The sequence below is a fragment of the Burkholderia ubonensis subsp. mesacidophila genome, assembly GCF_002097715.1.
In the GTDB taxonomy this organism is placed as follows: Bacteria; Pseudomonadota; Gammaproteobacteria; order Burkholderiales; family Burkholderiaceae; genus Burkholderia; species Burkholderia mesacidophila.
On the sequence record NZ_CP020737.1, the window covers coordinates 2,125,303 to 2,151,630 of the forward strand.

The window sequence follows — 26,328 nt, forward strand, 5'->3', positions numbered from 1 at the left end:
GGGGTGTTTGCTTTTTGGCGACCCAGCATCCCGCGCCGGGTCCCGCACCGAGACGCGCGCGCTCAGTGAACGACGCGGTCGAACACGAACGTGCCGTCCCGGACATCGACCGGAATCACGTCCTTCGGACCGAAACGCCCCGCGAGGATCAGCTTCGCGACCGGGTTCTCGATCTCCTGCTGGATCGCGCGCTTGAGCGGCCGCGCGCCGAACAGCGGATCGTAGCCGACCTTGCCGATCTGCTCGAGCGCCGCTTCCGATACGTCGAGCGCCATGTCGAGCTTCGCGAGCCGGTCGTGCAGGCGGGCGAGCTGGATCTTCGCGATCGACTGGATGTTGCTGCGGTCGAGCGCATGGAACACGACGACGTCGTCGATCCGGTTCAGGAACTCGGGGCGGAAATGCTGCTTCACCTCGAGCCACACCGCGTCCTTGATCTCTTCCTGCGGCGAACCCGTCATCGCCTGGATCACCTGCGAGCCGAGGTTCGACGTCATCACGATCACCGTGTTCTTGAAGTCGACCGTGCGACCCTGCCCGTCCGTCATGCGGCCGTCGTCGAGCACCTGCAGCAGCACGTTGAACACGTCCGGATGCGCCTTCTCGATCTCGTCGAGCAGGATCACGCTGTACGGCTTGCGGCGCACGGCTTCCGTCAGGTAGCCGCCTTCCTCGTAGCCGACATAGCCCGGCGGCGCGCCGATCAGCCGCGCGACGCTGTGCTTCTCCATGAACTCGCTCATGTCGATGCGGATCAGGTGCTCCTCCGAGTCGAACAGGAACGCCGCGAGCGCCTTGCACAGCTCGGTCTTGCCGACGCCCGTCGGGCCGAGGAACAGGAACGAGCCGTACGGACGGTTCGGATCGGCGAGACCCGCGCGCGAACGGCGAATCGCGTCGGCGACCGCGTCGATCGCCTCGTTCTGGCCGACCACGCGCTCGTGCAGCTTCTCCTCGATGTGCAGCAGCTTCTCGCGCTCGCCCTGCATCATCCGCGACACCGGAATGCCGGTGGCGCGCGACACGACTTCCGCGATTTCCTCCGCGCCGACCTGCGTGCGCAACAGACGCGGACGCGTCGGGTTGTGCTGTTCCCGCTCTTCGGCCTGCGTGACCTGCTTCAACTGCGCGTCGAGTTGCGGCAGCTTGCCGTACTGCAGCTCCGCGACCTTCTCGAGCTTGCCTTCGCGCTGCAGGCGCGCGATGTCGGCGCGCACCTTCTCGATCTCTTCCTTGAGCTGCGCGCTGCCCTGCACCGCGGCCTTCTCGGCGGTCCAGATCTCCTCGAGGTCCGAGTATTCGCGGCCGAGCCGTTCGATTTCCTCCTCGATCAGCTGCAGGCGCTTTTGCGACGCCTCGTCCTGCTCCTTCTTCACGGCCTCGCGCTCGATCTTCAGCTGGATCAGCCGGCGGTCGAGCTTGTCCATCTCTTCGGGCTTCGAATCGATTTCCATCTTGATCTTCGACGCCGCCTCGTCGATCAGGTCGATCGCCTTGTCCGGCAGGAAGCGGTCGGTGATGTAGCGATGCGACAGCTCGGCCGCGGCGACGATCGCCGGGTCGGTGATGTCGACGCCGTGGTGCAGCTCGTACTTCTCCTGCAGCCCGCGCAGGATCGCGATCGTCGCCTCGACGCTCGGCTCGTCGACGAGCACCTTCTGGAAGCGGCGTTCGAGCGCGGCGTCCTTCTCGATGTACTTGCGGTATTCGTCGAGCGTGGTCGCGCCGATGCAGTGCAGCTCGCCGCGCGACAGCGCCGGCTTCAGCATGTTGCCCGCGTCCAGCGCGCCTTCGGCCTTGCCCGCGCCGACCATCGTGTGAATTTCGTCGATGAAGACGATCGTCTGGCCTTCGTCCTTCGCGATGTCGTTGAGCACCGCCTTCAGGCGCTCCTCGAATTCGCCGCGATACTTCGCGCCGGCGAGCAGCGCCGCCATGTCGAGCGACAGCACGCGCTTGCCCTTCAGCGTTTCCGGCACTTCGCCGTTGACGATCCGCTGCGCGAGCCCTTCGACGATCGCGGTCTTGCCGACGCCCGGCTCGCCGATCAGCACCGGGTTGTTCTTGGTGCGGCGCTGCAGGATCTGGATCGAGCGGCGGATTTCGTCGTCGCGGCCGATCACCGGATCGAGCTTGCCTGCGCGGGCGCGCTCGGTCAGGTCGACCGTGTACTTCTTCAGCGCCTCGCGCTGGCTTTCCGCGTCCTGGCTGTGCACCTGCGAGCCGCCGCGCACCGCGGCGATCGCGGCTTCGAGCGCCTTGCGCGTCAGGCCGTGCTGGCGCGCGAGCCGGCCGACCTCGCCCTTGTCGTCGGCGGCGGCGAGCAGGAACATCTCGCTCGCGATGAACGTGTCGTTGAGCTTTTGCGCTTCCTTGTCCGCCTGGTTCAGCAGGCCGATCAGCTCGCGGCCGAGCTGGATGTCGCCGCCCGTGCCCGTCACTTGCGGCAGGCGCGAGATCGCCTCGTTCAGCGCGCCCTGCAGCGCCTGCACATGGACGCCCGCGCGCGACATCAGCGAGCGCGCCGAACCGTCTTGCTGCGCGATCAGCGCGGCCAGCACGTGAACCGGTTCGATATATTGATTGTCGCGGCCTGCCGCGAGGCTTTGCGCATCCGACAGCGCTTCCTGGAATTTGGTGGTGAGCTTGTCGATTCTCATTTGGTAGAGACCTCCAATTTTCGATTAACACCAAAATGAGGATGGTTATGCGGCTTTCAAGCGGATTCCTGTTGATTCAGCGCAAAAGTGTTCACGGACCGGCGCAATCTGCGAACGGCGGCTCGCAGCGCACGGCGGGCGGACACGCGTCAGCCGGCGAGCGACGACGACTCGGCGGGCGCCGCCGCGTCCCGCACGATGGTGATCGGCTTGACGCCGAGCAGCGCCGCGAGCGGCGACGCGGGTTGCGCGAGCTCGCCGAGCGTGTGCTGGTCGAGTTCCGCGAAGAATGCGTCGCGCGCCGCCGCCAGCACGCCCTTCAGGCGACACTGCGGCTCGATGACGCACGCACGCGGCGATTCTCCGCCGGCAAAGCAGCCGACCAGCGCGAAATCGTTCTCGGTCTCCCGCACGACCTGGCCGACCGTCAGCCGCGCCGAGTGCGGGAACAGCCGCAGCCCGCCGTTGCGGCCGCGGACGGTATCGACCCAGCCGAGCTCGCCGAGGCGCTGCACGACCTTCATCAGATGGTTCTTCGAGATGCCGTAGGCGTCCGAAATCTCCTGGATCGTCGCGAGCCCCTCGCCGCGCACGGCGAGGTACAGCATGACTCTCAGCGAGTAGTCGGTGTAGTCGGTCAGTCTCATGGATGAAAGCGGTGTTTGATGATCGTGAACTGATTATGCGCGCCCCGGCGGACGGTCCGGCTCGCGGCCCCGGTTGCCGGGACGGCCGGCGCGCAATAAGATGCGTGGCATCAGCACGTTTATCGAGGGGTTGGCCGACGTTATTGTGCGTCAAAATCATGCCGGCGTCCCGCCCTTCTCCCGGCCCCTTTATCGTCATGACCGCCACGCCTACCCCGCCCGACGCCGCGCCGAACCGGCCCCGCGACGCGGAACCCACCGAAGACAACATCCGCGCGCTCGTCTACGCGTTCTACGACCGCGTGCGCGCCGATCCACTGCTCGGGCCCGTGTTCGACGGCAAGCTGGCCGGCCGCTGGGACGAGCACCTGCCGAAGATGGTGACTTTCTGGTCGAGCCTCGTGCTCGGCACCAAGGGCTATCGCGGCAACGTGCAGCAGGCGCACCAGCCGCTCGACGGCCTCGAGCCCTGGCATTTCAGCCGCTGGCTGGCGCTGTTCCTGAAGACGGTCGAAGCGCGCTACATGCCGCCTGCGGCGGTCCGCTTCATGGAGCCGGCGCTGCGGATCGCGCAAAGCCTGCAGTTGAGCCGCTTCGGCTGGGATTACCAGATTCCGCCCGAACAGCAAGCGCTGCTCGACGCGGTCGCGCCGCGCCGCCGCGACGATCCCGACCACCCGCCGTCGCGCACGCGCGGCGAGCCGTTCCCGGCGAAGATCATCGGGCGCCGCTCGTCGGAGGATTGAGCCGCGCGGCACCTTGACGCAGGTCAGGCCCCATCCTGCTGCGGCGCAGTGACGCAGCCCCTGCGTGGCCCGCGCGCAACGCCGGCCGGCGGCCGGCGGGGCCTTATCCCTTAAGCCCCGCTCAGCGCGGCGCGTTGCCCGATTCGACGCCCCAGCGCGCGAGCGCGGCGTCGTCGGTGCTGCGGGCATCCACCCAGCGCTCGCCGTCGGGCGTCGTTTCCTTCTTCCAGAACGGCGCCTGGGTCTTCAGGTAGTCCATCACGAACTCGCACGACGCGAACGCATCGCCGCGGTGCGCGGCGACCGTCGCGACCAGCACGATCTGGTCGAGCGGATACAGCTTGCCGACCCGGTGCACGATCGCGACGTCGATGCCCGGCCAGCGCCGGCACGCGTCGGCGGCGATCTGCTCGAGCGCCTTCTCGGTCATCCCCGGATAGTGCTCGAGCTCCATCGCAGCGACCGATTCGCCGTCGTTCAGGTCGCGCACCGTGCCGACGAAGCAGGCGATCGCGCCGATCCTCGGGTTGCGCGCGCGCAGCGCCGCCACCTCGGCATTCAGGTCGAAATCGTCGGTTTGGACTCGCACCATTGCCATCGCGCCTCCTCAGCCGCCCGTCACCGGCGGAAAGAACGCGACCTCGCAGCCGTCGGTGATCCGCGTGGCGGCGTCGGTCATTTCGTGATTGCAGGCCATGCGCAGCGCGCGGCCTTCCGCGAGGGTATCGGCCCACGCGCCGCCGCGCATGCGCAGCCAAGCGCGCACATCGCCGACGGTCGTCACGCCATCCGGCACGTCGACCTGCTCGTCGGCGACGCCCAGCGCCTCGCGGACGCTCGCAAAAAATTTCAGTTGAATCTTCATGTCGAAAGGAGCCGCCCCGTCAGGACAGCAGTTCGGAAAACGGCAGGAAGCGGACGGTCTCGCCCGCGCTGATCGCATGGTGCGGCGGATTGTCTATCAGGCCGTCGCCCCACACCGTCGACGTCAGCACCGCCGAGCTCTGGTTCGGAAACAGGTCGAGGCCGCCCGCCGAATTGATGCGCGCGCGCAGGAACTCGTTGCGCCGGTCGGACTTGCCCTGTGTGAAGTCGGCACGCAGCGACAGCGCCCGCGGTGCAACGTCGCGCACGCCGGACAGGCGCAGCAGGAACGGCCGGACGAACAGCAGGAACGTGACGAAGCTCGACACCGGATTGCCGGGCAGCCCGATGAAGTGCGCGTCGGGCCGGCTGTCGCCGCGCCGGATCGCGCCGAACGCGAGCGGCTTGCCGGGCTTCATCGCGATCTGCCACAGCGCGAGCCGGCCTTCGGCCTCGACCGCGGGCTTCACGTGGTCCTCGTCGCCGACCGACACGCCGCCGCTCGTGAGGATCACGTCATGGTCGCGCGCGGCCTCGCGCAGGGTGTCGCGGGTCGCCGCGAGCGAATCGGGCACGATCCCGTAATCGGTCACGTGGCAGCCGAGCCGCTCCAGCAGCCCGCGCAGCGTGAAACGGTTCGAGTTGTAGATCGCGCCCGGCTTGAGCGGCTCGCCGGGCATCGTCAGTTCGTCGCCCGTGAAGAACACCGCGACCTTGATCCGCCAAGCGACCGACAGCTGCGCGCAGCCGACCGAGGCGGCGAGACCCAGCGCCTGCGGCGTCAGCCGGGTGCCGGCGGGCAGGATCACCGCACCACGCCGAATGTCGGCGCCCTGCGCGGTGATCCATTCGCCGGGCTTCGGCGTATGCAGGATTTCGACCGCGTCGCCGTCGGCTTCGGTCTGCTCCTGCATGACAACCGCGTCGGCGCCGGGCGGCACCGTCGCGCCGGTGAAGATGCGCGCCGCGGTGCCGGCCGCAAGCGGCGCGGCCGGATGGCCGGCGGGAATGCGCTGCGACACCGGCAGGCGCCGCTCGCCGTGCAGCAGGTCGGCGACGCGCACCGCGTAGCCGTCCATCGCGCTGGTGTGCATCGGCGGCACGTCGAGCGGCGACTCGACGTCGGCCGCCAGCACGCGGCCGAGCGCGTCGAGCGTCGCGACGGATTCGGCGCCGGCAAGCAACGTTGCGGCGTCGAGCAGCGCGGCCAGCGCCTCGGCGGTCGACAGCATCGGCGCGCGCGGCGCCGCGGGATTCGGGTTCGACATCGATGGAATCGGGAATCGTGGGAAGCAATATGCCATTGTAGCGACGCGATCGGGCCGGCGTGCGATATGGCGGACATGCGGAAACCGTGATCCGCGCAACAGCGCGGGACTGTCGCTTATTTCAAACGGCGTTCTGCGGCAGGCCGGGCCGGTTGCCTCGCGGCCATCCTCGCAGGAACGGCCACGCCCGAGCGCACCACCAAGCAAAACGGCCGGAACGCCGATCCGTTCGACGAATCGGCGTTCCGGCCGTCCGGCGCTGCCGGGCCCGCAGCCCGGCAGCGCGTCATGCGCCCGTATGCGCGGCGATGAATGCCTTGACCTGCTGCGCGTCGGCGTTCACGACCTCGAAACGCTGCGGCAGCGCCTCGAGCCCGTCGAATGCGGCCGGCCGCTCGGCTTCGCGATCGAGCGCTTCGCGGATCGTCTCGCCGAATTTGATCGGCTGAGCCGTCTCGAGCACGACCATCGGCACGCCCGCGTCGAGATGCTCGCGCGCGACTTTCACGCCGTCGGCCGTGTGCGTATCGATCATCGTGTCGTAGCGCGAGAACACGTCGCGGATCGTCGCGATGCGGTCCGTGTGGCTGCTGCGGCCCGACACGAACCCGAACTCGGCGACGCGCGCGAAATCGCCGCTCGCGGCCAGATCGAAGCCGCCCTTCTCCTCGACGTCGCGGAACAGCTGCATCACGCGCGCCGGATCGCGGCCGAGCAGGTCGAACACGAAGCGCTCGAAGTTCGACGCCTTCGAGATGTCCATGCTCGGGCTGCTCGTGTGATACGTGTGCTCGGCGCTGCGCACGAGGTACGCGCCGGTGCGGAAGAACTCGTCGAGCACGTCGTTCTCGTTGGTCGCAACGACGAGCTTCGCGATCGGCAGCCCCATCATCCGCGCGATGTGGCCCGCGCAGACGTTGCCGAAGTTGCCCGACGGCACCGTGAACGACACGCGCTCGTCGTTGCTCTTCGTCGCGGCGAAATAGCCCTTGAAGTAGTACACGACCTGCGCGACGACGCGCGCCCAGTTGATCGAGTTGACGGTGCCGATCTTGTGCTTCGCCTTGTATGCGTGATCGTTCGACACGGCCTTCACGATGTCCTGGCAGTCGTCGAACACGCCTTCGACCGCGAGGTTGAAGATGTTCGGATCCTGCAGGCTGAACATCTGGGCCGTCTGGAACGCGCTCATCTTCTTGTGCGGCGACAGCATGAACACGCGCACGCCGGCCTTGCCGCGCATCGCATATTCGGCCGCGCTGCCCGTGTCGCCCGACGTCGCGCCGAGAATGTTCAGCGCTTCGCCGTGCTTCGCGAGCGTGTACTCGAACAGGTTGCCGAGCAGCTGCATCGCCATGTCCTTGAACGCGAGCGTCGGGCCGTTCGACAGTTCGAGCAGCGACAGCGCCGCACCGTTCTCGGTACCGAGCGTCTTCAGCGGCGTGATGTCGGACGCGTTCTCGCCGTGGCGCGTGTTGCTGTACACGGCAGCCGTGTAGGTGCGGCGCGTGATCGCGCGCAGGTCGTCGGCCGGGATGTCGTTGCTGAACTTCGACAGGATCTCGAATGCGAGATCCGCGTACGGCAGCGTGCGCCAGCGGGCGAGCTCGTCGGCCGAGACCTTTGGATACTCGGTGGGCAGGTAGAGCCCGCCGTCCTTCGCGAGGCCGCCGAGCAGGATGTCGGAGAACGTGTGGCGCTCGCCGATGCCGGCGCCGCGCGTGGAGATGTAGTTCATGTCTTCCGCCTCAGTTCAGCGCTTCCATGCGCAGCTTCGTGACCTTCGAGACGACCGTCGCGAGCGCTTCGATGCGCGCGATCGCCGCGTTGACGTTCTTCTCGATCGTCTCGTGCGTGATCAGGATGATGTCGGTCTCGCCGTTCGCGTCGTCGACCTGCTCCGACTCCTTCTGCAGCAGCGCGTCGATCGAGATGCCCGAATCGGCGAGGATGCGCGTGATGTCCGCAAGCACGCCGGTCTGGTCGGCGACGCGCAGGCGCAGGTAGTAGCCGCTCGTCACTTCCTCGATCGGCAGGATCGGCGTGTTCGACAGGCTGTCCGGCTGGAACGCGAGATGCGGCACGCGATGCTCGGGGTCGGCCGTGTGCAGGCGCGTGACGTCGACGAGATCCGCGACGACCGCCGACGCGGTCGGCTCCGCGCCCGCGCCCTTGCCGTAGTACAGCGTCGTGCCGACCGCGTCGCCGTGCACGACAACCGCGTTCATCGCGCCCTCGACGTTCGCGAGCAGGCGCTTCTCCGGGATCAGCGTCGGATGCACGCGCAGCTCGATGCCGTTTTCGGCGCGGCGCGTGATGCCGAGCAGCTTGATCCGGTAGCCGAGCTCTTCCGCGTAGCGGATGTCGGTCGCGTCGAGCTTGCTGATGCCCTCGACGTACGCACGGTCGAACTGCACCGGCACGCCGAACGCGATCGCGCTCATGATCGTCGCCTTGTGCGCGGCGTCGACGCCTTCGATGTCGAAGGTCGGGTCGGCTTCCGCGTAGCCGAGTTCCTGCGCCGCCTTCAGCGCGGTCGCGAAATCGAGGCCGCGGTCGCGCATTTCCGACAGGATGTAGTTGGTCGTGCCGTTGATGATGCCGGCGATGTACTGGATGCGGTTCGCGGTCAGGCCTTCGCGCAGCGCCTTGATGATCGGGATGCCGCCCGCGACGGCCGCCTCGAACGCGACCATCACGCCCTTCTCGCGCGCCGCCTCGAAGATCTCGGTGCCGTGCACCGCGAGGAGCGCCTTGTTCGCGGTCACGACGTGCTTGCCGTTCGAGATCGCGCGCAGCACGAGCTCGCGCGCGACGCCGGTGCCGCCGATCATCTCGGCGATGATCGCGATCGACGGATCGTCGACGACCGCGTTGAAGTCATCGGTGATCTGCGCGCTGCCGGCGTCGCCGGCGAGCGCGGCCTGCGCCTTGGCGGGGTTGCGCACCGCGATGCGGGCGACCTCGATGCCGCGCCCCGCGCGACGTTTGATTTCTTCCTGGTTGCGGCGCAGCACCTTGAAGGTGCCGCTGCCTACCGTGCCGAAGCCCAACAGGCCAACTTTGATCGGTTCCATGCTGCGTGTGATCGTGAGTAAAAGTTAAAAACGAATGGCGCGGTGTCGCCCGGCTCAGACCGAATGACGCTTGCGATAGCCGTCGAGGAAGCGCGCGATCCGGTTGATCGAATCGGTCAGGTCGTCGAGATTCGGCAGGAACACGACGCGGAAATGATCCGGCGTCGGCCAGTTGAAGCCGGTGCCCTGCACGAGCAGCACGCGCTCCTCGAGCAGCAGGTCGAGAATGAACTGCTGGTCGTTCTGGATCGGATAGAGCTTCGGGTCGAGCCGCGGGAACATGTAGAGCGCGGCCTGCGGCTTCACGCAGGTCACGCCCGGAATCGACGTGAGCATGTCGTACGCGAGCTCGCGCTGCTTGTACAGGCGCCCCGACGGCACGATCAGCTCGTTGATGCTCTGGTAGCCGCCGAGCGCCGTCTGGATCGCGAACTGCCCCGGCACGTTCGCGCACAGCCGCATCGACGACAGGATGCCGAGCCCCTCGAGGTAGTCCTTCGCGCGCCGGCGGTTGTCGCCGCCGAGGCCCGACACGGCCATCCAGCCCGCGCGGTAGCCGCATGAGCGGTAGCTCTTCGACAGGCTGTTGAACGTGACGGTGATCACGTCCTCCGACAGCGCGCCCATCGCCGTGTGCTCGCGGCCGTCGTAGACGATCTTGTCGTAGACCTCGTCGGCGAACACGATCAGCCCGTGCTGGCGCGCGATCTCGAGCAGCTCGAGCAGCAATTCGTCCGAATAAAGCGCGCCCGTCGGGTTGTTCGGGTTGATCACGACGATCGCCTTCGTGTTCGGCGTGATCTTGCGGCGGATGTCGTCGAGGTCGGGCATCCAGTCGTTCTGCTCGTCGCAGACGTAGTGGACCGGCGTGCCGCCCGACAGGCTGACCGCAGCCGTCCACAGCGGGTAGTCGGGCGCGGGCAGCAGCACCTCGTCGCCGTCGTTCAAGAGCCCCTGGGTCGCCATCACGATCAGCTCGGACGCGCCGTTGCCGATGTAGATGTCGTCGAGGCCGACCCCGACCACGCCCTTCTGCTGGGTGTAGTGCATCACCGCCTTGCGCGCCGAGAACACGCCCTTCGAGTCCGAATAGCCCGACGACGTCGGCAGGTTGCGGATCATGTCCTGGATGATCTCGTCCGGCGCGTCGAAACCGAACGGCGCGAGGTTGCCGATGTTCAGCTTGATGATGCGGTGGCCTTCTTCCTCGAGGCGCTTCGCGTGCTCGAGCACCGGGCCACGAATGTCGTAGCAGACGTTGAGCAGCTTGTTCGATTTCTGGATCGGTTTCACGACGACACGGTTCCTGGATAATGCCTGGCGGCCTGGGGACGGGAATCGAAACTGGAGAGCGGCCGGTGCGCGCGCTGTCTAGGCTGGACGATTTTGGGGCGGCCGGGCGCGGCTTGTGGCGACGCACGACGCGGATGCCGCCCGGGGGCGGCCAAAAAGTTATAATTTAGCGGATTTTGGCCGACTTTCGCAATGCACAAAGCCGCGCCGGGCCCGCGCCGTCAGGCGTCCCGCGCGCACCGCGCGCGAAACCGGCCGTCCGGGCCCGCGTGGCCCGGCTGGGTGGCCCGACCCGGGCGGCCCCGCCTGGGCGGCCCCGTCGAATCCCCCTATCGGAACTGCGGACATACTGATTTGAAACTGCACCAGGACGCGAGCGGCGCGCTCAACACCGTTACCGGCTATGGCCCCGATTATGTCGACGTCAATCTCCAGCGTCACGAACAGAGCGTCATCGTCCTGCCCGGCGGGCCGGTGCTCGCGTGGCCGGTGTCGTCGTTCGACGCGCTCGCGCCCGAGCATTTCGCGATGCTGCTCGAACCGGCGCCCGAGGTCGTGATCTTCGGCAGCGGCACCCGCCTGCGCTTCCCCCATCCGCGCCTCGTCGCGGCGCTCACCGCGCAGCGCATCGGCGTCGAGACGATGGATTTCCAGGCCGCCTGCCGCACCTACAACATCCTGATGGCCGAAGGCCGCAAAGTTGCCGCCGCGCTCTTAATTGAACGTAAATCCCCGATGCGGTAAAACTCTCGCCGGCGCACCGGGCCACGCCAGGCCGGGTCCGATCCCCGGTCCGGCGCATGCCCCGTCGCAAGCCGCCGGCGGCACATCACAACAACCAACAGGCTGAAACATCCATGAACGATACGCCGTCGAGGCTACCGCTCAATCGCACCGTGCTCGCCCTCCTGATCCTCGCGCTCGCCGTCATCTGGTTCGCGCCGATCGGCATGCGCCACCTGATTCCCAGCGACGAAGGCCGCTACGCCGAGATGGCGCGCGAGATGTTCGTCACCGGCGACTGGATCACGCCGCGCTACAACGGCTACAAGTACTTCGAGAAGCCGCCGCTGCAGACCTGGCTCAACGCGCTCACGTTCGCGTGGTTCGGCGTCGGCGAGTGGCAGGCGCGCCTCTATACCGCGCTCGCGAGCTTCGCGGGCGTGCTGATCGTCGGCTTCACCGGCGCACGCCTGTTCAACCCGCTCTCCGGCTTCCTCGCGGCCGTCGTGCTCGCGTGCTCGCCGTACTGGAACCTGATGGGCCATTTCAACACGCTCGACATGGGCCTGTCGTTCTGGATGACCGTCACGCTCTGCTCGCTGCTGCTCGCGCAGCGCCCCGGGCTGCGGCCCGGCGCCGCGCGGGGCTGGATGTGGGCGTGCTGGGCGTCGATGGCGCTCGCGGTGCTGTCCAAGGGCCTCGTCGGCATGATCCTGCCCGGCGCCGTGCTGGTGCTGTATACGCTGATCGCGCGCGACTGGGCGCTGTGGAAGCGCCTGTACCTCGTCAGCGGGCTCGTGATCTTCTTCGCGATCGTCACGCCGTGGTTCGTGCTGGTCCAGGCGCGCAACCCGGAATTCTTCAATTTCTTCTTCATCGTCCAGCAGTTCCGCCGGTATCTGACCCCGGAACAGAACCGTCCCGGCCCGTTCTACTACTTCGTGCTGGTGCTGCTGGTCGGCTTCCTGCCGTGGCTGTCGGTCGCGTGGCAGAGCCTGCGCCATGCGCTGCGCATGCCGCGCCAGCCGAACGGCTTCGCGCCGATGCTCGTGCTGCTGATCTGGAGCGCGTTCATCTTCCTGTTCTTCAGCGCATCGCATTCGAAGCTGATCTCGTACGTGCTGCCGGTCGCGCCGGCGCTCGCGCTCATGATCGGCGCGTACCTGCCGCTCGTGTCGGCCGACCGGTTCCGCCGCCACCTGCTCGGCTACCTCGTGTTTCTCGTCGTCGCGGCGTTCGGCATCATCTTCCTCGCCTACCAGGGCGATGCGCGCACGCCGAACGCGCAGTACCGCGCGTTCCAGCTGTGGCTGTACGCGGGCCTCGCGGTCGCGGCCGCGCTGACGCTCGCCGCCGCGTGGCTCAACCGCCACGCGCGCGCCGGCGTCGCGGCCGCGATCGCCGCATTCGGCGCCGCGTGGCTCGCGTTCGGTACGATCGGCGGCACCGGCCACGACGAGTTCGGCCGCTACAGCTCGGGCGCGCTGCTCGCGCCCGCGGTGCGCGCCGAGCTGGCGAGGCTGCCGGCCGACACGCCGTTCTACTCGATCCAGATGCTCGATCACACGTTCCCGTTCTACGTCGGCCACACGACGATCATGGTCGAGCGCAAGGACGAGCTCGCGTTCGGCATTTCGGTCGAGCCGGACAAGTGGGTGCCGACCGTCGACCAGTGGATCACCCGCTGGAAAGAGGAGCGCTACGCACTCGCGATCATGCCGGCGAGCTATTACGACCAGTTCGCCAAGGCCGGCCTGCCGATGCGCGTGATCGCGCGCGACAACCGCCGCGTGATCGTCGAAAAGCCGCAATCGTAAGGACGCCGCCCCGTGAACCCGATCTCGCTCGTCTGCATCGTCACCGGCGTCATGCTCAACGCATGCGCGCAACTGCTGCTCAAGGCCGGCGTCAACGCCGTTGGACACTTCGAATTCACCCGTGCGAACATCGTGCCCGTCGGCCTGAAGATCGCGACCCAATTGCCGATCATCGGCGGCCTCGGGTGCTACGTGCTCAGCGTCGTCGTATGGATCGTCGGGCTGTCGCGGGTCGACGTGTCGATCGCGTATCCGATGCTGTCGCTCGGCTACGTCGTCAACGCGTTCGCCGCGTGGTACCTGTTCGGCGAGGTGCTGTCCGTCCAGCGGCTCGTCGGCATCGGCATCATCCTGATCGGGGTGTTCGTGCTCGCGCGCAGCTGAGCCGCCTGGCCCCCGGCCGTTAAGCACCTGCCTACAAAAAATCACGGTACGAATCCGCCAACCGGTGTTTAATGCCGGTTTCGGGCAAGCGCCCGACCCTTTTCACCCGCCATTACGAGTCACGCGTTCATGAGCCAGACTACCGTTCCGTTCCTGCCGTTCACGCGCCCGGAAATCGACGAGGAAACCATCCAGGGCGTCGTCGAGGTGCTGCGCTCGGGCTGGATCACCACCGGCCCGCAGAACCAGCGCTTCGAGGCCGCACTGTCCGAGTACTGCGGCGGCCGCCCGGTGCGCGCGTTCAATTCGGGCACCTGCACGCTCGAGATCGGCCTGCGCATCGCCGGCGTCGGCCCCGGCGACGAGGTGATCACGTCGCCCGCGTCGTGGGTGTCGACCAGCAACGTGATCCTCGAGACCGGCGCGACGCCGGTGTTCGCCGACATCGACCCGGTCACCCGCAACATCGACCTCGACCTGCTCGAAAAGGCGATCACGCCGCGCACGAAGGCGATCATCCCGGTCTACCTGGCCGGCCTGCCGGTCGACATGGACCGCCTGTACGCGATCGCGCGCGCGCACAACCTGCGCGTGATCGAGGACGCCGCGCAGGCGCTCGGCTCGACGTGGAAAGGCAAGCGCATCGGCGCGATCGGCGACATCGTGTCGTTCAGCTTCCATGCGAACAAGAACCTCACGACGATCGAAGGCGGCGCGCTCGTGCTCAACAACGAGGACGAGGCGACGCTCGCGCAGAAGTACCGGCTGCAGGGCATCACGCGCACCGGCTTCGACGGGATGGACTGCGACGTGCTCGGCGGCAAGTACAACCTGACCGACGTCGCCGCGCGCGTCGGCCTCGGCCAGCTGCCGCACCTCGAGCGCTTCACCGCGCAGCGCCATGCGCTCGCCCGCGCATACTTCGCCGCCTTCGAGGGCGGCCCGGCCGCGAAGCTCGGCCTCGGCCTGCCGCTCGCCGAATTCGAGCACGGCAACTGGCACATGTTCCTCGTCACGCTGCCGCTCGAGCGGCTGTCGATCACCCGCGGCGAGTTCATGGCGCAGATGAAGGAGCGCGGCATCGGCACCGGGATCCACTACCCGGCCATCCATCTTTTCTCGCTGTACCGCGCGCGCGGCTTCAAGGAGGGCATGTTCCCCCACGCCGAACGGTACGGCGCGTCGACCGTCACGCTGCCCCTCTTCACGCAGATGACGGAAGACGACGTGCGTCGCGTCGTCGACGCCATCAACCAGATTTGCGAACAATACGGAAAGTAAGCCTACATGAGTCACCTTGAAGCACGCGCCGGGCATCCGGGCGCCGGACGTCCGGGCGCAGCCAACCCGGAAGTATCGGTCGTCATTCCCGTGTACAACGAGGAAGACGGCCTCGCCGCGCTCTTCGCGCGGCTGTATCCGGCGCTCGACGCGCTCGGCACGTCGTACGAAGTGATCCTGATCAACGACGGCAGCCGCGACCGCTCGGCCGCCATGCTCGCGGACCAGTTCCACGTGCGCCCCGACACGACGCGCGTCGTGCTGCTGAACGGCAACTACGGCCAGCACATGGCGATCCTCGCCGGCTTCGCGCAGTCGCGCGGCGACATCGTCGTCACGCTCGACGCCGACCTGCAGAACCCGCCCGAGGAAATCGGCAAGCTGATCGCGAAGATGCACGAGGGCTACGACTACGTCGGCTCGATCCGCCAGCAGCGCCAGGACAGCCTGTGGCGGCGCAAGGCGTCGCAGATGATGAACCGGCTGCGCGAGCGCATCACGCGCATCAAGATGACCGACCAGGGCTGCATGCTGCGTGCGTACAGCCGCCGCATCATCGACACGATCAACGTGTGCGGCGAGGTCAACACGTTCATCCCGGCGCTCGCCTACACGTTCGCGCAGAAGCCGACCGAAGTCGAGGTCGCGCACGAGGAGCGCTTCGCGGGCGAATCGAAGTATTCGCTGTACAGCCTGATCCGCCTGAATTTCGACCTCGTGACCGGCTTCTCGGTCGTGCCGCTGCAATGGCTGTCGTTCATCGGCGTGATCCTGTCGCTCGGCTCCGCCGCGCTGTTCGTGCTGCTGCTCGTGCGGCGCTTCATCGTCGGCGCGGAAGTGCAAGGCGTGTTCACGCTGTTCGCGATCACGTTCTTCCTGCTCGGCGTGATCATCTTCGCGCTCGGCCTGCTCGGCGAGTACATCGGCCGCATCTACCAGCAGGTGCGCGCGCGCCCGCGCTACCTGATCCAGACCGTGCTCGAGCGGCACGGCAACGTGCAGGACGCGCCGGCCGACGAAGGCCGCCGGGAGGTCGCGCGATGAAGCCGCGCGCCGTCGTCTTCGCCTATCACAACGTCGGCGTGCGCTGCCTGCAGGTGCTGCTCGCGCGCGGCGTCGACGTCGCGCTGGTCGTCACGCACGAGGACAACCCGAACGAGAACATCTGGTTCGGCAGCGTCGCGTCGGTCGCGGCTGCGCACGGCATTCCGGTCGTCACGCCGGCCGATCCGGCGGACCCCGCGTTGCGCCGCGCGCTCGCCGATGCGCAGCCGGACTTCATCTTCTCGTTCTATTACCGGCACATGCTGCCCGTCGACCTGCTCGCCGTCGCGTCGCGCGGCGCGTACAACATGCACGGGTCGCTGCTGCCGAAATACCGGGGTCGGGTGCCGACCAACTGGGCGGTGCTCAACGGCGAAACGGAAACCGGCGCGACGCTGCACGAAATGGCCGCGAAACCCGACGCGGGCGCGATCATCGGCCAGACCGCGGTGCCGATCCTGCCGGACGACACCGCCGCGCAGGTGTTCGACAAGGTCACGGTGGCCGCCGAGCAGACGCTCTGGCGCGTGCTCCCCGCGCTGCTCGCGGGCGAGGCGCCGCACCTGCCGAACGATCTCGCGGCCGGCAGCTACTTCGGCGGGCGCAAGCCCGAGGACGGCCGGATCGACTGGGCGAAGCCCGCCGCGCAGGTCTACAACCTGATCCGCGCGGTCGCGCCCCCGTATCCGGGCGCGTTTACCGACCTGAACGGCGCGCGTTTCGTGGTCGCGCGCGCACGCGCCGCCTCGCCCGGCAGCCCGGCCGCGGCGGCGGCGGCGGATTTGCCGCCCGGCCTGCACGTAAGCGATAATGCGCTATTCGGCGTCTGCGGCGACAGCCGCGCCATTTCCATTCTCGAGCTGTGGCAACAGCGCGACGGTAGCGAAACCGTCGTGACGCCCGCGGAATTCGCGCAGTTCATTCATTCTTCCCGTCATTCATGAAAGCAAAAAAAGTCCTGATTCTGGGTGTGAACGGCTTCATCGGCCATCACCTGTCGAAGCGCATTCTTGAAACCACCGATTGGGAAGTGTTCGGCATGGACATGCAGACCGATCGGCTTGGCGATCTCGTCAACCACGAGCGGATGCATTTCTTCGAAGGCGACATCACGATCAACAAGGAGTGGGTCGAGTATCACGTGAAGAAGTGCGACGTGATCCTGCCGCTCGTCGCGATCGCGACGCCCGCGACCTACGTCCAGCAGCCGCTGCGCGTGTTCGAGCTCGACTTCGAGGCGAACCTGCCGATCGTGCGTTCGGCCGTGAAGTACGGCAAGCACCTCGTGTTCCCGTCGACCTCGGAGGTCTACGGGATGTGCGCGGACGAGCAGTTCGACCCGGACAACTCCGCCCTCACCTACGGCCCGATCAACAAGCCGCGCTGGATCTACGCGTGCTCGAAGCAGCTGATGGACCGCGTGATCTGGGGCTACGGGATGGAAGGCCTGAACTTCACGCTGTTCCGCCCGTTCAACTGGATCGGCCCGGGCCTCGACTCGATCTACACGCCGAAGGAAGGCAGCTCGCGCGTCGTCACTCAGTTCCTCGGCCACATCGTGCGCGGCGAGAACATCAGCCTCGTCGACGGCGGCTCGCAGAAACGCGCGTTCACCGACATCGACGACGGCATCAGCGCGCTGATGAAGATCATCGAGAACCCGAACGGCGTCGCGTCGGGCAAGATCTACAACATCGGGAATCCGAAGAATAACTTCTCGGTGCGCGAACTCGCGCACAAGATGCTCGAGCTCGCCGCCGAGTTCCCGGAGTACGCCGATTCCGCGAAGAACGTGAATCTCGTCGAGACCACGTCGGGCGCGTACTACGGCAAGGGCTACCAGGACGTGCAGAACCGCGTGCCGAAGATCGACAACACGATGCAGGAGCTCGGCTGGGCGCCGCAATCGACGTTCGACGAAGCGCTGCGCAAGATCTTCGAGGCGTACCGCGGCCACGTCGCCGACGCGCGCGCGCTCGTCGAGCAGCAAGGCTAAGCGGGACGCACGCTTGGCTCGCATCGTCCTCAAGATCGACGTCGACACGCTGCGCGGCACGCGCGAAGGCGTGCCGAACCTCGCGCGCATCTTCGACCGCTTCAGCGCGCGCGCGACCTTCCTGTTCAGCCTCGGGCCCGACCATACCGGCTGGGCGCTGCGGCGCGTGTTCCGCCCCGGGTTCCTGAAGAAGGTATCGCGCACGTCGGTGGTCGAGCATTACGGCGTGAAGCAGCTGATGTACGGCGTGCTGCTGCCGGGCCCCGACATCGGCCGCCGCGCTGTCGCCGACATGCGCGCGATCCACGAGGCCGGCTTCGAATGCGGGATCCACACGTGGGATCACGTGTACTGGCAGGACAACGTCCGCGAGCGCGACCGCGACTGGACCGCGCGCGAAATGCAGAAAAGCCACGCGCGCTTCGTCGAGATCTTCGGCGCGCCGCCCGTCACGCACGGCGCGGCGGGCTGGCAGATGAACGACGCGGCGTTCGAGCAGATCGACGCGTGGGGCATGCGCTACGCATCCGACGGCCGCGGTCATTCGCCGTACCTGCCGGTCGTCGGCGGCCGAACGCTCGATCACGTGCAGATGCCGACGACGCTGCCGACGCTCGACGAGGTGCTCGGCATCGACGGCGTCGACACGCGCAACGTCGCCGCGCATATCCTCAAGTTCACCGAAACCAATCCGCACGACCAGGTCTTCACGCTGCATGCGGAACTGGAAGGCCAGAAGCTCGCGCCGGTGTTCGAGCAGCTGCTCGCCGGCTGGCGTGCGCAAGGCCATACGTTCGCGACGATGGGCGACTATCACGCGACGCTGGACCGCGACACGCTGCCATCGTACCCTGTCACGTGGGGCGAGATTCCGGGCCGGTCGGGCGAGCTGATCGTCCAGCCCGACTGATCCACGCGGGCAGGCGACACCAGGCGCCTGCCCGTCGGCACGGCCCCTCCGCCGCGCCTTTCCCTGCGCGACGACGCGATCGCGTCGTCGCATAATGCGCCGTCACCCACGCGCGCCATTGCCAAGGCGCCCTCCCATAACAACAGGAGAAACACGTGTCCGTCGAAGTTGACCGTCAAGTTCCCGATTTCACCGCACCGGCCACCGGCGGCGATCTTTCGCTGTCCGACCTGCGGGGCAAGAAGCTCGTGCTGTATTTCTATCCGAAGGACAACACGCCCGGCTGCACGACCGAGGGGCTGCAGTTCCGCGACCTGTATCCGAAGTTCAAGAAGGCCGGCGCGGAAATCGTAGGCGTGTCGCGCGACAGCCTGCGCTCGCATGACAATTTCAAGGCAAAGCTCGAGCTGCCGTTCGCGTTGATTTCCGACGGCGACGAAGCGCTGTGCACGCTGTTCGATGTCATCAAGATGAAGAAAATGTATGGCAAGGAAGTGCGCGGCATCGAGCGCTCGACGTTCCTGATCGACGCCGACGGCGTGCTTCGCCAGGCATGGCGCGGCATCAAGGTGCCGGGTCACGTGGACGACGTGCTAGGTGCTGTACAAGCGCTTTGAGGCGCGCTATATTGGGCCGCAATGAATGCCAGTTCGCCCCATATTTCTCGTAGCTGCGCCGGTGCTCGTAGCGATGCTTTCCGGCACCTGACGCGCATCACGACGGTATCAGCCGAGCCGCATGTCCCGGTCGACGGGACAGCGGCTTTTTTTATGGTACGCGCGCCGGCACTCGGTCCGGCCCTTCACCCCGTCAAGGAGTTGACCGACACTTAGGCGAACCGGCTAAACGAAATTCATGTGCGCCACCGCGCGCAAACTGCACGCGTGTCCGTCACGCAGCAGGATGCGATCAGCGGCGCACCCCATGCGACACGATTCCTCCCGAGGGACACCATGCCTTTGCCTACCCCCCCAGCAAGCTCGGCAGCCTGCTGCCGCCCGACGAATACAAGGCGAAAGCGCGGCCGACGAAAGCCGCGAAGAAATCCGCCGAAGGGGACGTTTCCACGGCCGCTGACTACGGCCCGGCTAGCGTGGCCCAACCGATGACGCAAGCCGCCAACACCGCCGCGCCGTTGCGTGCGGTCGCGTCGGCGCCTGAAGCCGAGAGCGCGCCCGTGCGCAGCCGCAAGACCAAACAGACGGCCGCGCTGCTGCAGCCCGTGCCGGCGCCCGCGGAACCCGCCGCGCCGGTTGCGCGCGCAGAGAAACCCGCCGCCGCCAAACCGGTCGCGGCGGTCGCAACCGCCGCGCGCGACACCGGCGCGGCGACCAAGTCGCGCGGCCGCAAGGCCGCCGAGGCCGAGATGCAGAAGCTGTTCGTGCTCGACACGAACGTGCTGATGCACGACCCGAGCAGCCTCTTCCGCTTCGAGGAACACGACGTCTATCTGCCGATGATGACGCTCGAGGAACTCGACAATCACAAGAAGGGGATGTCCGAAGTCGCGCGCAACGCGCGCCAGGTGAGCCGCACGCTCGATGCGCTCGTCGCCGACGCGGGCCCGATCACGAACGGCATCCCGCTGTCGCGCCTCGGCAGCCGTGAAGCGCTCGGCCGCCTGTACTTCCAGACGACGCTCACCAACATCCCGCCGGTCGAAGGCCTGCCGGAAGGCAAGGCCGACAACCAGATCCTCGGCGTCGTGCGCGCGCTGCAGCGCGACCGGCCGGACCGCCAGGTCGTGCTGGTGTCGAAAGACATCAACATGCGGATCAAGGCGCACGCGCTCGGCCTGCCCGCCGAAGACTACTTCAACGACCAGGTGCTCGAGGACAAGGATCTCCTCTACACCGGCGTGCGCGAACTGCCGCAGGATTTCTGGACCAGGCACGCGAAGGGCATGGAGAGCTGGCAGGACACGAAGACGGGCACCACGTACTACCGCGTGACCGGCCCGCTCGTCGCGTCGATGCTGGTCAACGAGTTCGTCTATCTCGAACCGCAGAACGGCGAGCCGACGTTCCATGCGCTCGTGCGCGAACTGAACGGCAAGACGGCGCTCCTGCAGACGCTGCGCGACTACAGCCACCACAAGAACAACGTGTGGGGGATCACCGCGCGCAACCGCGAGCAGAACTTCGCGCTGAACCTGCTGATGAATCCGGAGATCGACTTCGTCACGCTGCTCGGCCAGGCCGGCACCGGCAAGACGCTCGTCGCGCTCGCGGCGGGCCTCGCGCAAGTGCTCGACGACAAGCGCTACAACGAGATCATCGTGACGCGCGCGACCGTGCCGGTCGGCGAGGACATCGGCTTCCTGCCCGGCACCGAGGAAGAGAAGATGCAGCCGTGGATGGGCGCATTCGACGACAACCTCGAAGTGCTGCAGAAGACCGACGACGCAGCCGGCGAATGGGGCCGCGCGGCGACGCAGGAACTGATCCGCTCGCGCCTGAAGGTCAAGAGCATGAACTTCATGCGCGGCCGCACGTTCGTCGACAAGTACCTGATCATCGACGAGGCGCAGAACCTGACGCCGAAACAGATGAAGACGCTCGTCACGCGCGCGGGCCCCGGCACGAAGATCGTCTGCCTCGGCAACATCGCGCAGATCGATACGCCGTACCTGACGGAAGGCAGCTCGGGCCTCACCTATGTCGTCGACCGCTTCAAGGGCTGGGGACACAGCGGCCACGTGACGCTCGCGCGCGGCGAACGCTCGCGGCTCGCCGACTACGCGTCGGATATCCTGTAACGCAGCCTGCCGGCCGATTCGGGCCGGTTCGCGAAAGCACACGGCGCTCCCGCAACGGAGCGCCGTTTTTATTTTTGGGGTCGAAAGCATTGCGCGACCGCGTCACGCAACAACCACATTTACGCGCGAAACTTCAAGTAAATTCTCAGGAATGGTTGCCTAAGCCCCGTCGGAGCGACTACCATCGGGTCTGTCTGTTGTCATACGATTGTCGAGCGCGCCGCGCTCGTCCCGCCTGTCATGCTTCGAATCTGGCTTCCCGTCGCCCTCGTCTCGCTGCTTGCGGCCTGTTCCAGCGTGCCGCCTCAGTCGGCATCGCGCTCGTCTGGCATGAAGATCACGACGCCCCGCGCGTTCGCCCCGCCCGCCAATTTCCCGAAATTCGTCGACCACAGCGTCGGCCAGGAAGAAATCTCGATCCAGGCGATGAGCCTCGTCGGCGTCCCGTACCGCTGGGGCGGCAATACGCCGGACAGCGGCTTCGACTGCAGCGGGCTCGTACGCTACGTGGTCGGCCGTGCGGCCGACGTGAACCTGCCGCGCACCACCGCCGACATGAGCGGCCGCGGCATGTCGATCGACCCCGACCAGGTCGCGCCGGGCGACCTGATCTTCTTCAACACGACCGGCCGGCCGCATTCGCACGTCGGCATCTATGTCGGCAAGCTGCGCTTCGTCAACGCGCCGTCGACCGGCGGCACCGTGCGGCTCGACTACCTGACGAACCCGTACTGGGCGAAGCGCTTCGACGGGATTCGCCGCGTCGCGCCGCCGAAGGCGACGCCAACGCCGTTCGACGCGCCGACCTATGAGGCGCAGCGCGATGCGCCGCGCGCGCAGCCTGCGGCGCCGGCGCCTGTCGTAACCGCAGCAGCGCCGCGGCAACCCGCTTTTGCGGCGGTGCAGCCGAGCGTGTCGCCGTCGCCGGCTCCGATCGTGCCTGTCGCGACCAGCGCGCCGGCCGCTCCCGCCGATCCGTACGAACCGCCGCCGCCGCGCATGGCCGTGGCCCAGCAACAGACGGCATCCGTGGGCGGCGGCGCCCAGGCGGCAAACGCGGCGCCAGCCGGCGCCCCGGAAGTCGGCACGCCGATTCCGACGACGGCACTGACGGCCGCCGAGGCCGCCGCATTCGATGCGGAATCGCCGCCCGCCGCCGCACCCCGTCAAGCGCGCGCCGCCGAGTCCGACACCGTGCAGGTGCTGCGCGCGTCGACGCAGTCCGCGCCGGTCAGCGCGCGCACCGGCACGACCGATGATCCGATTGCACGGTTCGCCAACGGCAATTATTGATACGCGCGGCGCCAACGCCGCGCGCTCGCCGCATGCGTTGTGTCGCGCCACGTTTTCATCGTGGACACGCTTCGCCCGATTGCGCTCCACCTGTGGACATCGACACATCGAACGGCAAGCGGTCGCCATAGCCGGACTCGACGCGCTGTCCTGCCTCCTCCGCCACGCACCTGATCCGCCGGGCCCGCATACGCACAGCCCGCCCGACCAAACAAAAAGCGCCGCAGCCTGTCGGCATGCGGCGCTTTCGATGTGAAGCGTCGTTCGGGCGAAATCAGAAGATCTGATGGCCGAGCCACCAGCCGCCGGCCGCGAACAGCGCGGATGCCGGCAGCGTCAGCACCCACGCCCAGACGATGTTGCCGGCGACGCCCCAGCGCACGGCCGACAGCTTCTGCGTCGCGCCGACGCCGACGATCGCGCCGGTGATCGTATGAGTCGTCGACACCGGAATGCCGAGGAACGACGCGATGAACAGCGTCATCGCACCACCCGTTTCGGCGCAGAACCCGCCGACCGGCTTCAGCTTGGTGATCTTCTGGCCCATCGTGCGCACGATCCGCCAGCCGCCGAACAGCGTGCCGAGGCCCATCGACAGGTAGCACGCGCCGATCACCCAGGCCGGCGGCGCGTCGGCGGTCGCCGACGCGTAGCCGGTCGCGATCAGCAGCATCCAGATGATGCCGATCGTCTTCTGCGCATCGTTGCCGCCGTGACCGAGGCTGTACAGCCCGGCCGACAGCAGCTGCAGGCGACGGAACCGGCGGTCGACCTTGCTTGGCGCGGTGCGGAAGTACAGCCACGACACGCCGAGCATGAACAGCGAACCGAGGATGAAACCGAGCAGCGGCGAGATGAAGATGAACGCGATCGTCTTCATCAGCCCGTCGATGTTCAGCGATCCCCAGCCCGACTTCGCGAGTGCCGAGCCGACAAGGCCGCCGATCAGCGCGTGCGACGAGCTCGACGGGATCCCGTAGTACCAGGTGATCACGTTCCAGGCGATCGCGCCGATGAGCGCGCCGAACACCACGTAGTGGTCGACGATCTCGGGGTCGATCGTGCCTTTGCCGACGGTCTGCGCGACCTTCAGGTGAAAGATGAAATACGCGATGACGTTGAACGCGGCGGCAAATGCCACCGCCTGCTGCGGCTTCAGCACCCCGGTGGACACGACGGTGGCGATCGAGTTCGCCGCGTCGTGGAAGCCGTTCATGAAGTCGAATACGAGCGCGACGAGCACCAGCGCCGCGACCATCCATAGGGCAAGTTGTATCGAATGCATCGTGTTCCGCTCAGGCGTTTTCCAGCACGATGCCTTCGATGATGTTGGCGACGTCCTCGCATTTGTCGGTGATCTCTTCGAGCAGCTCGTAGATCGCCTTCAGCTTGATGAGCGTCTTCACGTCGTTTTCTTCGCGGAACAGCTTCGACATCGCCGCGCGCAGCACGCGGTCCGCCTCCGATTCCCAGCGGTCGATCTCCTCGCACGCCTTGAGGATCTGCGCGGACTGCTTCATGTCCGACAGCAGCGCGACGGCCTGCTGCACGTGCTGCGCCGACTGCGTGACGATATGCGCGAGCTGGCTCGCCTCGGACGTCACCGCCTGCACGTCGTACAGCGACACGGCGGTCGCGACGTCCTCCATCAGGTCGAGGATGTCGTCCATCGTCGTGATCAGCTTGTGGATCTCGTCGCGGTCGAGCGGCGTGATGAAAGTCTTGTGGAGCAGATCGATGGCTTCGTGCGTCAGCTTGTCAGCCGCCTTCTCGGCCGACTGCACATTCTGCTTGTGAATCTCGGCGTCGGCGAGATTATCGATCAGCAGTTCGAGTTCGCGGCCACCGGAAACGATGTACTTCGCGTGCGCGTTGAAGATTTCGAAGAACTTGCCCTCGGTGGGCATGAATCGACCGAACATGGAATTCCTGAAAGATGGTCAAACGGCTGTCACAAAAATCGGCGACATTGTACGGCTTCCGTCAGGCGCGCGCACGGAACGCGCACGCGCGCGGCGACGAGATACAACGTTTCGTGAAATAGGGGTTTACAACCGGCTTTACTCGCCGTAGAAGTTCTGTGCACCTGCAAAGTTGTCGAACTTCGTGTATTGCCCCAGGAACGTGAGTCGAACGGGCCCAATCGGGCCGTTACGCTGCTTGCCGATGATGATTTCGGCAGTGCCTTTGTCCGGGCTGTCCGGGTTGTAGACTTCGTCCCGGTAGATGAACAGGATCACGTCGGCATCCTGCTCGATTGCACCCGATTCCCGCAGGTCCGACATCACCGGACGCTTGTTCGGACGCTGTTCGAGGCCGCGGTTGAGCTGCGACAGCGCGATCACCGGCACGTCCAGCTCCTTCGCGAGGCCCTTCAGCGAGCGGGAGATTTCCGAAATTTCGGTCGCGCGGTTCTCGCCCTGCGACGACCCCGACATCAGCTGCAGGTAGTCGACGATGATGAGGCCAAGCTTGCCGCACTGGCGCGCGAGCCGGCGCGCCCGCGAACGCAGTTCCATCGGGTTCAGACCGCCCGTCTCGTCGATGAAGAGCTGCGCCTCGCTCATCTTCTGCACCGCGTGGGTCAGCTTCGGCCAATCCTCGTCGGTCAGCCGCCCGGTCCGCATTCGGTGCTGGTCGAGCCGACCGACCGAACCGAGCATACGCATCACGAGCTGCGTACCCGGCATTTCCATCGAGAACACCGCAACCGGCAGCCCGTACTCGACCGCGACATATTCACCGATGTTCATCGAGAAGGCCGTCTTACCCATCGACGGACGGCCGGCGACGATGATCAGCTCGCCGCCGTGCATGCCCGACGTCATCTTGTCGAGATCGACGAAGCCCGTCGGCGTACCCGTGACGTCGCTCGGATTCGCGGTGTGATACAGCGTGTCGATCCGCTCGACGACCTGCGTGAGCAGCGGCCCGATCTCGAGGAAGCCCTGGTTGCCGCGCGCGCCCTCTTCGGCGATCGAGAACACCTTCGCTTCCGCCGCGTCGAGCAGTTGGCGGACTTCCTTGCCCTGCGGGTTGAATGCATCGGCGGAAATCTCGTCGGCCACCGACACGAGCCGGCGCAGCACCGCGCGATCGCGCACGATTTCCGCATAGCGGCGGATGTTCGCCGCGCTCGGCGTGTTCTGCGCGAGCGCGTTCAGGTACGCGAGCCCGCCGACGTCGTCCGCCTTGCCCGACGTGGTCAGCGCTTCGTACACGGTCACCACGTCGGCCGGACGCGTCGACGCGATCAGCCGGCCGATGTGCTCGAAGATGATCCGGTGGTCATAGCGGTAGAAATCGCCCTGCGACAGATAGTCGGCGATCCGGTCCCACGCCGCATTGTCGAGCAACAGGCCGCCCAGCACCGACTGCTCGGCTTCGACCGAGTGCGGCGGGACTTTCAGCGATTCGATTTGAGGATCTTGCGGCGCGTTCATGGGTTGGGATTATCGCGAATTGAGCACGGAGATGCCAGCGCGGTCGCCGGCTGCCGGGCAACAAAAAAGGCAGGCCCCGGTTGCCCGGGCGCCTGCCCTTCATCCGGGCGGCGGGAGCCGCCCG

Annotated in this window: 22 protein-coding genes and 1 pseudogene; 12 read left to right on the forward strand and 11 right to left on the reverse strand. The window is 66.8% G+C overall.

The annotated features are described in order from the left end of the window. Positions 1-62 precede the first annotated feature (62 nt). A complete protein-coding gene (gene clpB, locus B7P44_RS09950; RefSeq protein WP_084903420.1) occupies positions 63-2,660 on the reverse strand; it encodes an ATP-dependent chaperone ClpB in 2,598 nt (865 codons plus the stop codon). Positions 2,661-2,809: 149 nt separating this feature from the next. Next, positions 2,810-3,307 carry an Rrf2 family transcriptional regulator gene (locus B7P44_RS09955; protein ID WP_084903423.1) on the reverse strand — a complete coding sequence of 166 codons (498 nt, stop codon included), beginning with the start codon at positions 3,305-3,307 and terminating at the stop codon, positions 2,810-2,812. 197 nt (positions 3,308-3,504) lie between these two features. Between B7P44_RS09955 and B7P44_RS09960 the strand changes: the two genes are divergently transcribed. Further along, on the forward strand, positions 3,505-4,053 hold the full coding sequence (locus B7P44_RS09960) for a group III truncated hemoglobin (protein ID WP_084903425.1): 549 nt from the start codon (positions 3,505-3,507) through the stop codon (positions 4,051-4,053). 121 nt (positions 4,054-4,174) lie between these two features. On the opposite strand, the gene moaE is transcribed toward B7P44_RS09960, so the two are convergent. From moaE to B7P44_RS09990, 6 genes are all read right to left on the reverse strand, one after another. Beyond that, the gene (gene moaE / locus B7P44_RS09965) at positions 4,175-4,651 is read right to left on the reverse strand and encodes a molybdopterin synthase catalytic subunit MoaE (RefSeq protein ID WP_084903428.1); all 477 of its coding nucleotides are present in this window, start codon (positions 4,649-4,651) and stop codon (positions 4,175-4,177) included. Positions 4,652-4,660: 9 nt separating this feature from the next. Then, positions 4,661-4,918 carry a molybdopterin converting factor subunit 1 gene (moaD, locus tag B7P44_RS09970; RefSeq protein ID WP_084903430.1) on the reverse strand — a complete coding sequence of 86 codons (258 nt, stop codon included), beginning with the start codon at positions 4,916-4,918 and terminating at the stop codon, positions 4,661-4,663. A 19-nt stretch (positions 4,919-4,937) separates the two neighbouring features. Further along, positions 4,938-6,185, reverse strand: a complete 1,248-nt coding sequence (locus B7P44_RS09975) for a molybdopterin molybdotransferase MoeA (RefSeq protein WP_084903432.1) — start codon at positions 6,183-6,185, stop codon at positions 4,938-4,940. A gap of 286 nt (positions 6,186-6,471) precedes the next feature. Beyond that, complete coding sequence (gene thrC / locus B7P44_RS09980; RefSeq protein ID WP_084903435.1) at positions 6,472-7,923, reverse strand: threonine synthase; 1,452 nt, start codon at positions 7,921-7,923, stop codon at positions 6,472-6,474. A gap of 10 nt (positions 7,924-7,933) precedes the next feature. Then, positions 7,934-9,262, reverse strand: coding sequence for a homoserine dehydrogenase (locus B7P44_RS09985; RefSeq protein WP_084903438.1), 1,329 nt, complete (start codon positions 9,260-9,262; stop codon positions 7,934-7,936). A 54-nt stretch (positions 9,263-9,316) separates the two neighbouring features. Then, a complete protein-coding gene (locus B7P44_RS09990; RefSeq protein WP_084903440.1) occupies positions 9,317-10,555 on the reverse strand; it encodes a pyridoxal phosphate-dependent aminotransferase in 1,239 nt (412 codons plus the stop codon). Between the two features lie 354 nt (positions 10,556-10,909). Here B7P44_RS09990 and B7P44_RS09995 point away from each other — a divergent pair, with 354 nt between their 5' ends. From B7P44_RS09995 to B7P44_RS10045, 11 genes and pseudogenes are all read left to right on the forward strand, one after another. After that, on the forward strand, positions 10,910-11,299 hold the full coding sequence (locus tag B7P44_RS09995) for an Mth938-like domain-containing protein (RefSeq protein ID WP_084903443.1): 390 nt from the start codon (positions 10,910-10,912) through the stop codon (positions 11,297-11,299). A gap of 113 nt (positions 11,300-11,412) precedes the next feature. Further along, positions 11,413-13,095: a glycosyltransferase family 39 protein gene (locus B7P44_RS10000; RefSeq protein ID WP_084903446.1), complete on the forward strand. Its 1,683-nt coding sequence runs from the start codon at positions 11,413-11,415 to the stop codon at positions 13,093-13,095. Between the two features lie 12 nt (positions 13,096-13,107). Further along, positions 13,108-13,479 carry an EamA family transporter gene (locus B7P44_RS10005; protein ID WP_084903448.1) on the forward strand — a complete coding sequence of 124 codons (372 nt, stop codon included), beginning with the start codon at positions 13,108-13,110 and terminating at the stop codon, positions 13,477-13,479. A 129-nt stretch (positions 13,480-13,608) separates the two neighbouring features. Next, positions 13,609-14,760 carry a DegT/DnrJ/EryC1/StrS family aminotransferase gene (locus B7P44_RS10010; protein WP_084903451.1) on the forward strand — a complete coding sequence of 384 codons (1,152 nt, stop codon included), beginning with the start codon at positions 13,609-13,611 and terminating at the stop codon, positions 14,758-14,760. Between the two features lie 6 nt (positions 14,761-14,766). Beyond that, a complete protein-coding gene (locus tag B7P44_RS10015; protein ID WP_084903453.1) occupies positions 14,767-15,804 on the forward strand; it encodes a glycosyltransferase in 1,038 nt (345 codons plus the stop codon). Next, positions 15,801-16,748, forward strand: a complete 948-nt coding sequence (locus tag B7P44_RS10020) for a formyltransferase (protein WP_084903456.1) — start codon at positions 15,801-15,803, stop codon at positions 16,746-16,748. Before B7P44_RS10015 ends, B7P44_RS10020 begins: the two co-directional genes overlap by 4 nt. Beyond that, a complete protein-coding gene (locus B7P44_RS10025) occupies positions 16,745-17,800 on the forward strand; it encodes a bifunctional UDP-4-keto-pentose/UDP-xylose synthase (RefSeq protein ID WP_010092202.1) in 1,056 nt (351 codons plus the stop codon). The genes B7P44_RS10020 and B7P44_RS10025 overlap by 4 nt, the downstream gene beginning before the upstream one ends. A 13-nt stretch (positions 17,801-17,813) precedes the next feature. Next, entirely contained in the window at positions 17,814-18,710 is an 897-nt protein-coding gene (locus B7P44_RS10030; protein ID WP_084903459.1) for a polysaccharide deacetylase family protein, read from the forward strand. Between the two features lie 155 nt (positions 18,711-18,865). Continuing rightward, the gene (locus tag B7P44_RS10035; RefSeq protein ID WP_059750854.1) at positions 18,866-19,327 is read left to right on the forward strand and encodes a peroxiredoxin; all 462 of its coding nucleotides are present in this window, start codon (positions 18,866-18,868) and stop codon (positions 19,325-19,327) included. Between the two features lie 336 nt (positions 19,328-19,663). After that, positions 19,664-21,468: pseudogene (locus B7P44_RS10040) on the forward strand (PhoH family protein). Between the two features lie 240 nt (positions 21,469-21,708). Next, on the forward strand, positions 21,709-22,761 hold the full coding sequence (locus tag B7P44_RS10045) for a C40 family peptidase (protein WP_084903462.1): 1,053 nt from the start codon (positions 21,709-21,711) through the stop codon (positions 22,759-22,761). A gap of 274 nt (positions 22,762-23,035) precedes the next feature. Here B7P44_RS10045 and B7P44_RS10050 read toward each other — a convergent pair whose 3' ends face one another. The 3 genes from B7P44_RS10050 to B7P44_RS10060 form a co-directional block, all read right to left on the reverse strand. Further along, complete coding sequence (locus B7P44_RS10050; RefSeq protein WP_084903466.1) at positions 23,036-24,046, reverse strand: inorganic phosphate transporter; 1,011 nt, start codon at positions 24,044-24,046, stop codon at positions 23,036-23,038. A 10-nt stretch (positions 24,047-24,056) separates the two neighbouring features. Next, the gene (locus B7P44_RS10055) at positions 24,057-24,683 is read right to left on the reverse strand and encodes a DUF47 domain-containing protein (RefSeq protein WP_084903468.1); all 627 of its coding nucleotides are present in this window, start codon (positions 24,681-24,683) and stop codon (positions 24,057-24,059) included. A gap of 138 nt (positions 24,684-24,821) precedes the next feature. Beyond that, complete coding sequence (locus B7P44_RS10060) at positions 24,822-26,204, reverse strand: replicative DNA helicase (protein WP_059611531.1); 1,383 nt, start codon at positions 26,202-26,204, stop codon at positions 24,822-24,824. Between the last annotated feature and the right edge of the window lie 124 nt (positions 26,205-26,328).

Excerpts from the sequence above, each read along its gene's own strand:
- clpB (WP_084903420.1), bottom strand. The coding sequence starts at position 2,660 with ATGAGAATCGACAAGCTCACCACCAAATTCCAGGAAGCGCTGTCGGAT.
- B7P44_RS09955 (WP_084903423.1), bottom strand. The coding sequence starts at position 3,307 with ATGAGACTGACCGACTACACCGACTACTCGCTGAGAGTCATGCTGTAC.
- B7P44_RS09960 (WP_084903425.1), top strand. The coding sequence starts at position 3,505 with ATGACCGCCACGCCTACCCCGCCCGACGCCGCGCCGAACCGGCCCCGC.
- moaE (WP_084903428.1), bottom strand. The coding sequence starts at position 4,651 with ATGGCAATGGTGCGAGTCCAAACCGACGATTTCGACCTGAATGCCGAG.
- moaD (WP_084903430.1), bottom strand. The coding sequence starts at position 4,918 with ATGAAGATTCAACTGAAATTTTTTGCGAGCGTCCGCGAGGCGCTGGGC.
- B7P44_RS09975 (WP_084903432.1), bottom strand. The coding sequence starts at position 6,185 with ATGTCGAACCCGAATCCCGCGGCGCCGCGCGCGCCGATGCTGTCGACC.
- thrC (WP_084903435.1), bottom strand. The coding sequence starts at position 7,923 with ATGAACTACATCTCCACGCGCGGCGCCGGCATCGGCGAGCGCCACACG.
- B7P44_RS09985 (WP_084903438.1), bottom strand. The coding sequence starts at position 9,262 with ATGGAACCGATCAAAGTTGGCCTGTTGGGCTTCGGCACGGTAGGCAGC.
- B7P44_RS10000 (WP_084903446.1), top strand. The coding sequence starts at position 11,413 with ATGAACGATACGCCGTCGAGGCTACCGCTCAATCGCACCGTGCTCGCC.
- B7P44_RS10010 (WP_084903451.1), top strand. The coding sequence starts at position 13,609 with ATGAGCCAGACTACCGTTCCGTTCCTGCCGTTCACGCGCCCGGAAATC.
- B7P44_RS10015 (WP_084903453.1), top strand. The coding sequence starts at position 14,767 with ATGAGTCACCTTGAAGCACGCGCCGGGCATCCGGGCGCCGGACGTCCG.
- B7P44_RS10020 (WP_084903456.1), top strand. The coding sequence starts at position 15,801 with ATGAAGCCGCGCGCCGTCGTCTTCGCCTATCACAACGTCGGCGTGCGC.
- B7P44_RS10025 (WP_010092202.1), top strand. The coding sequence starts at position 16,745 with ATGAAAGCAAAAAAAGTCCTGATTCTGGGTGTGAACGGCTTCATCGGC.
- B7P44_RS10045 (WP_084903462.1), top strand. The coding sequence starts at position 21,709 with ATGCTTCGAATCTGGCTTCCCGTCGCCCTCGTCTCGCTGCTTGCGGCC.
- B7P44_RS10050 (WP_084903466.1), bottom strand. The coding sequence starts at position 24,046 with ATGCATTCGATACAACTTGCCCTATGGATGGTCGCGGCGCTGGTGCTC.
- B7P44_RS10055 (WP_084903468.1), bottom strand. The coding sequence starts at position 24,683 with ATGTTCGGTCGATTCATGCCCACCGAGGGCAAGTTCTTCGAAATCTTC.
- B7P44_RS10060 (WP_059611531.1), bottom strand. The coding sequence starts at position 26,204 with ATGAACGCGCCGCAAGATCCTCAAATCGAATCGCTGAAAGTCCCGCCG.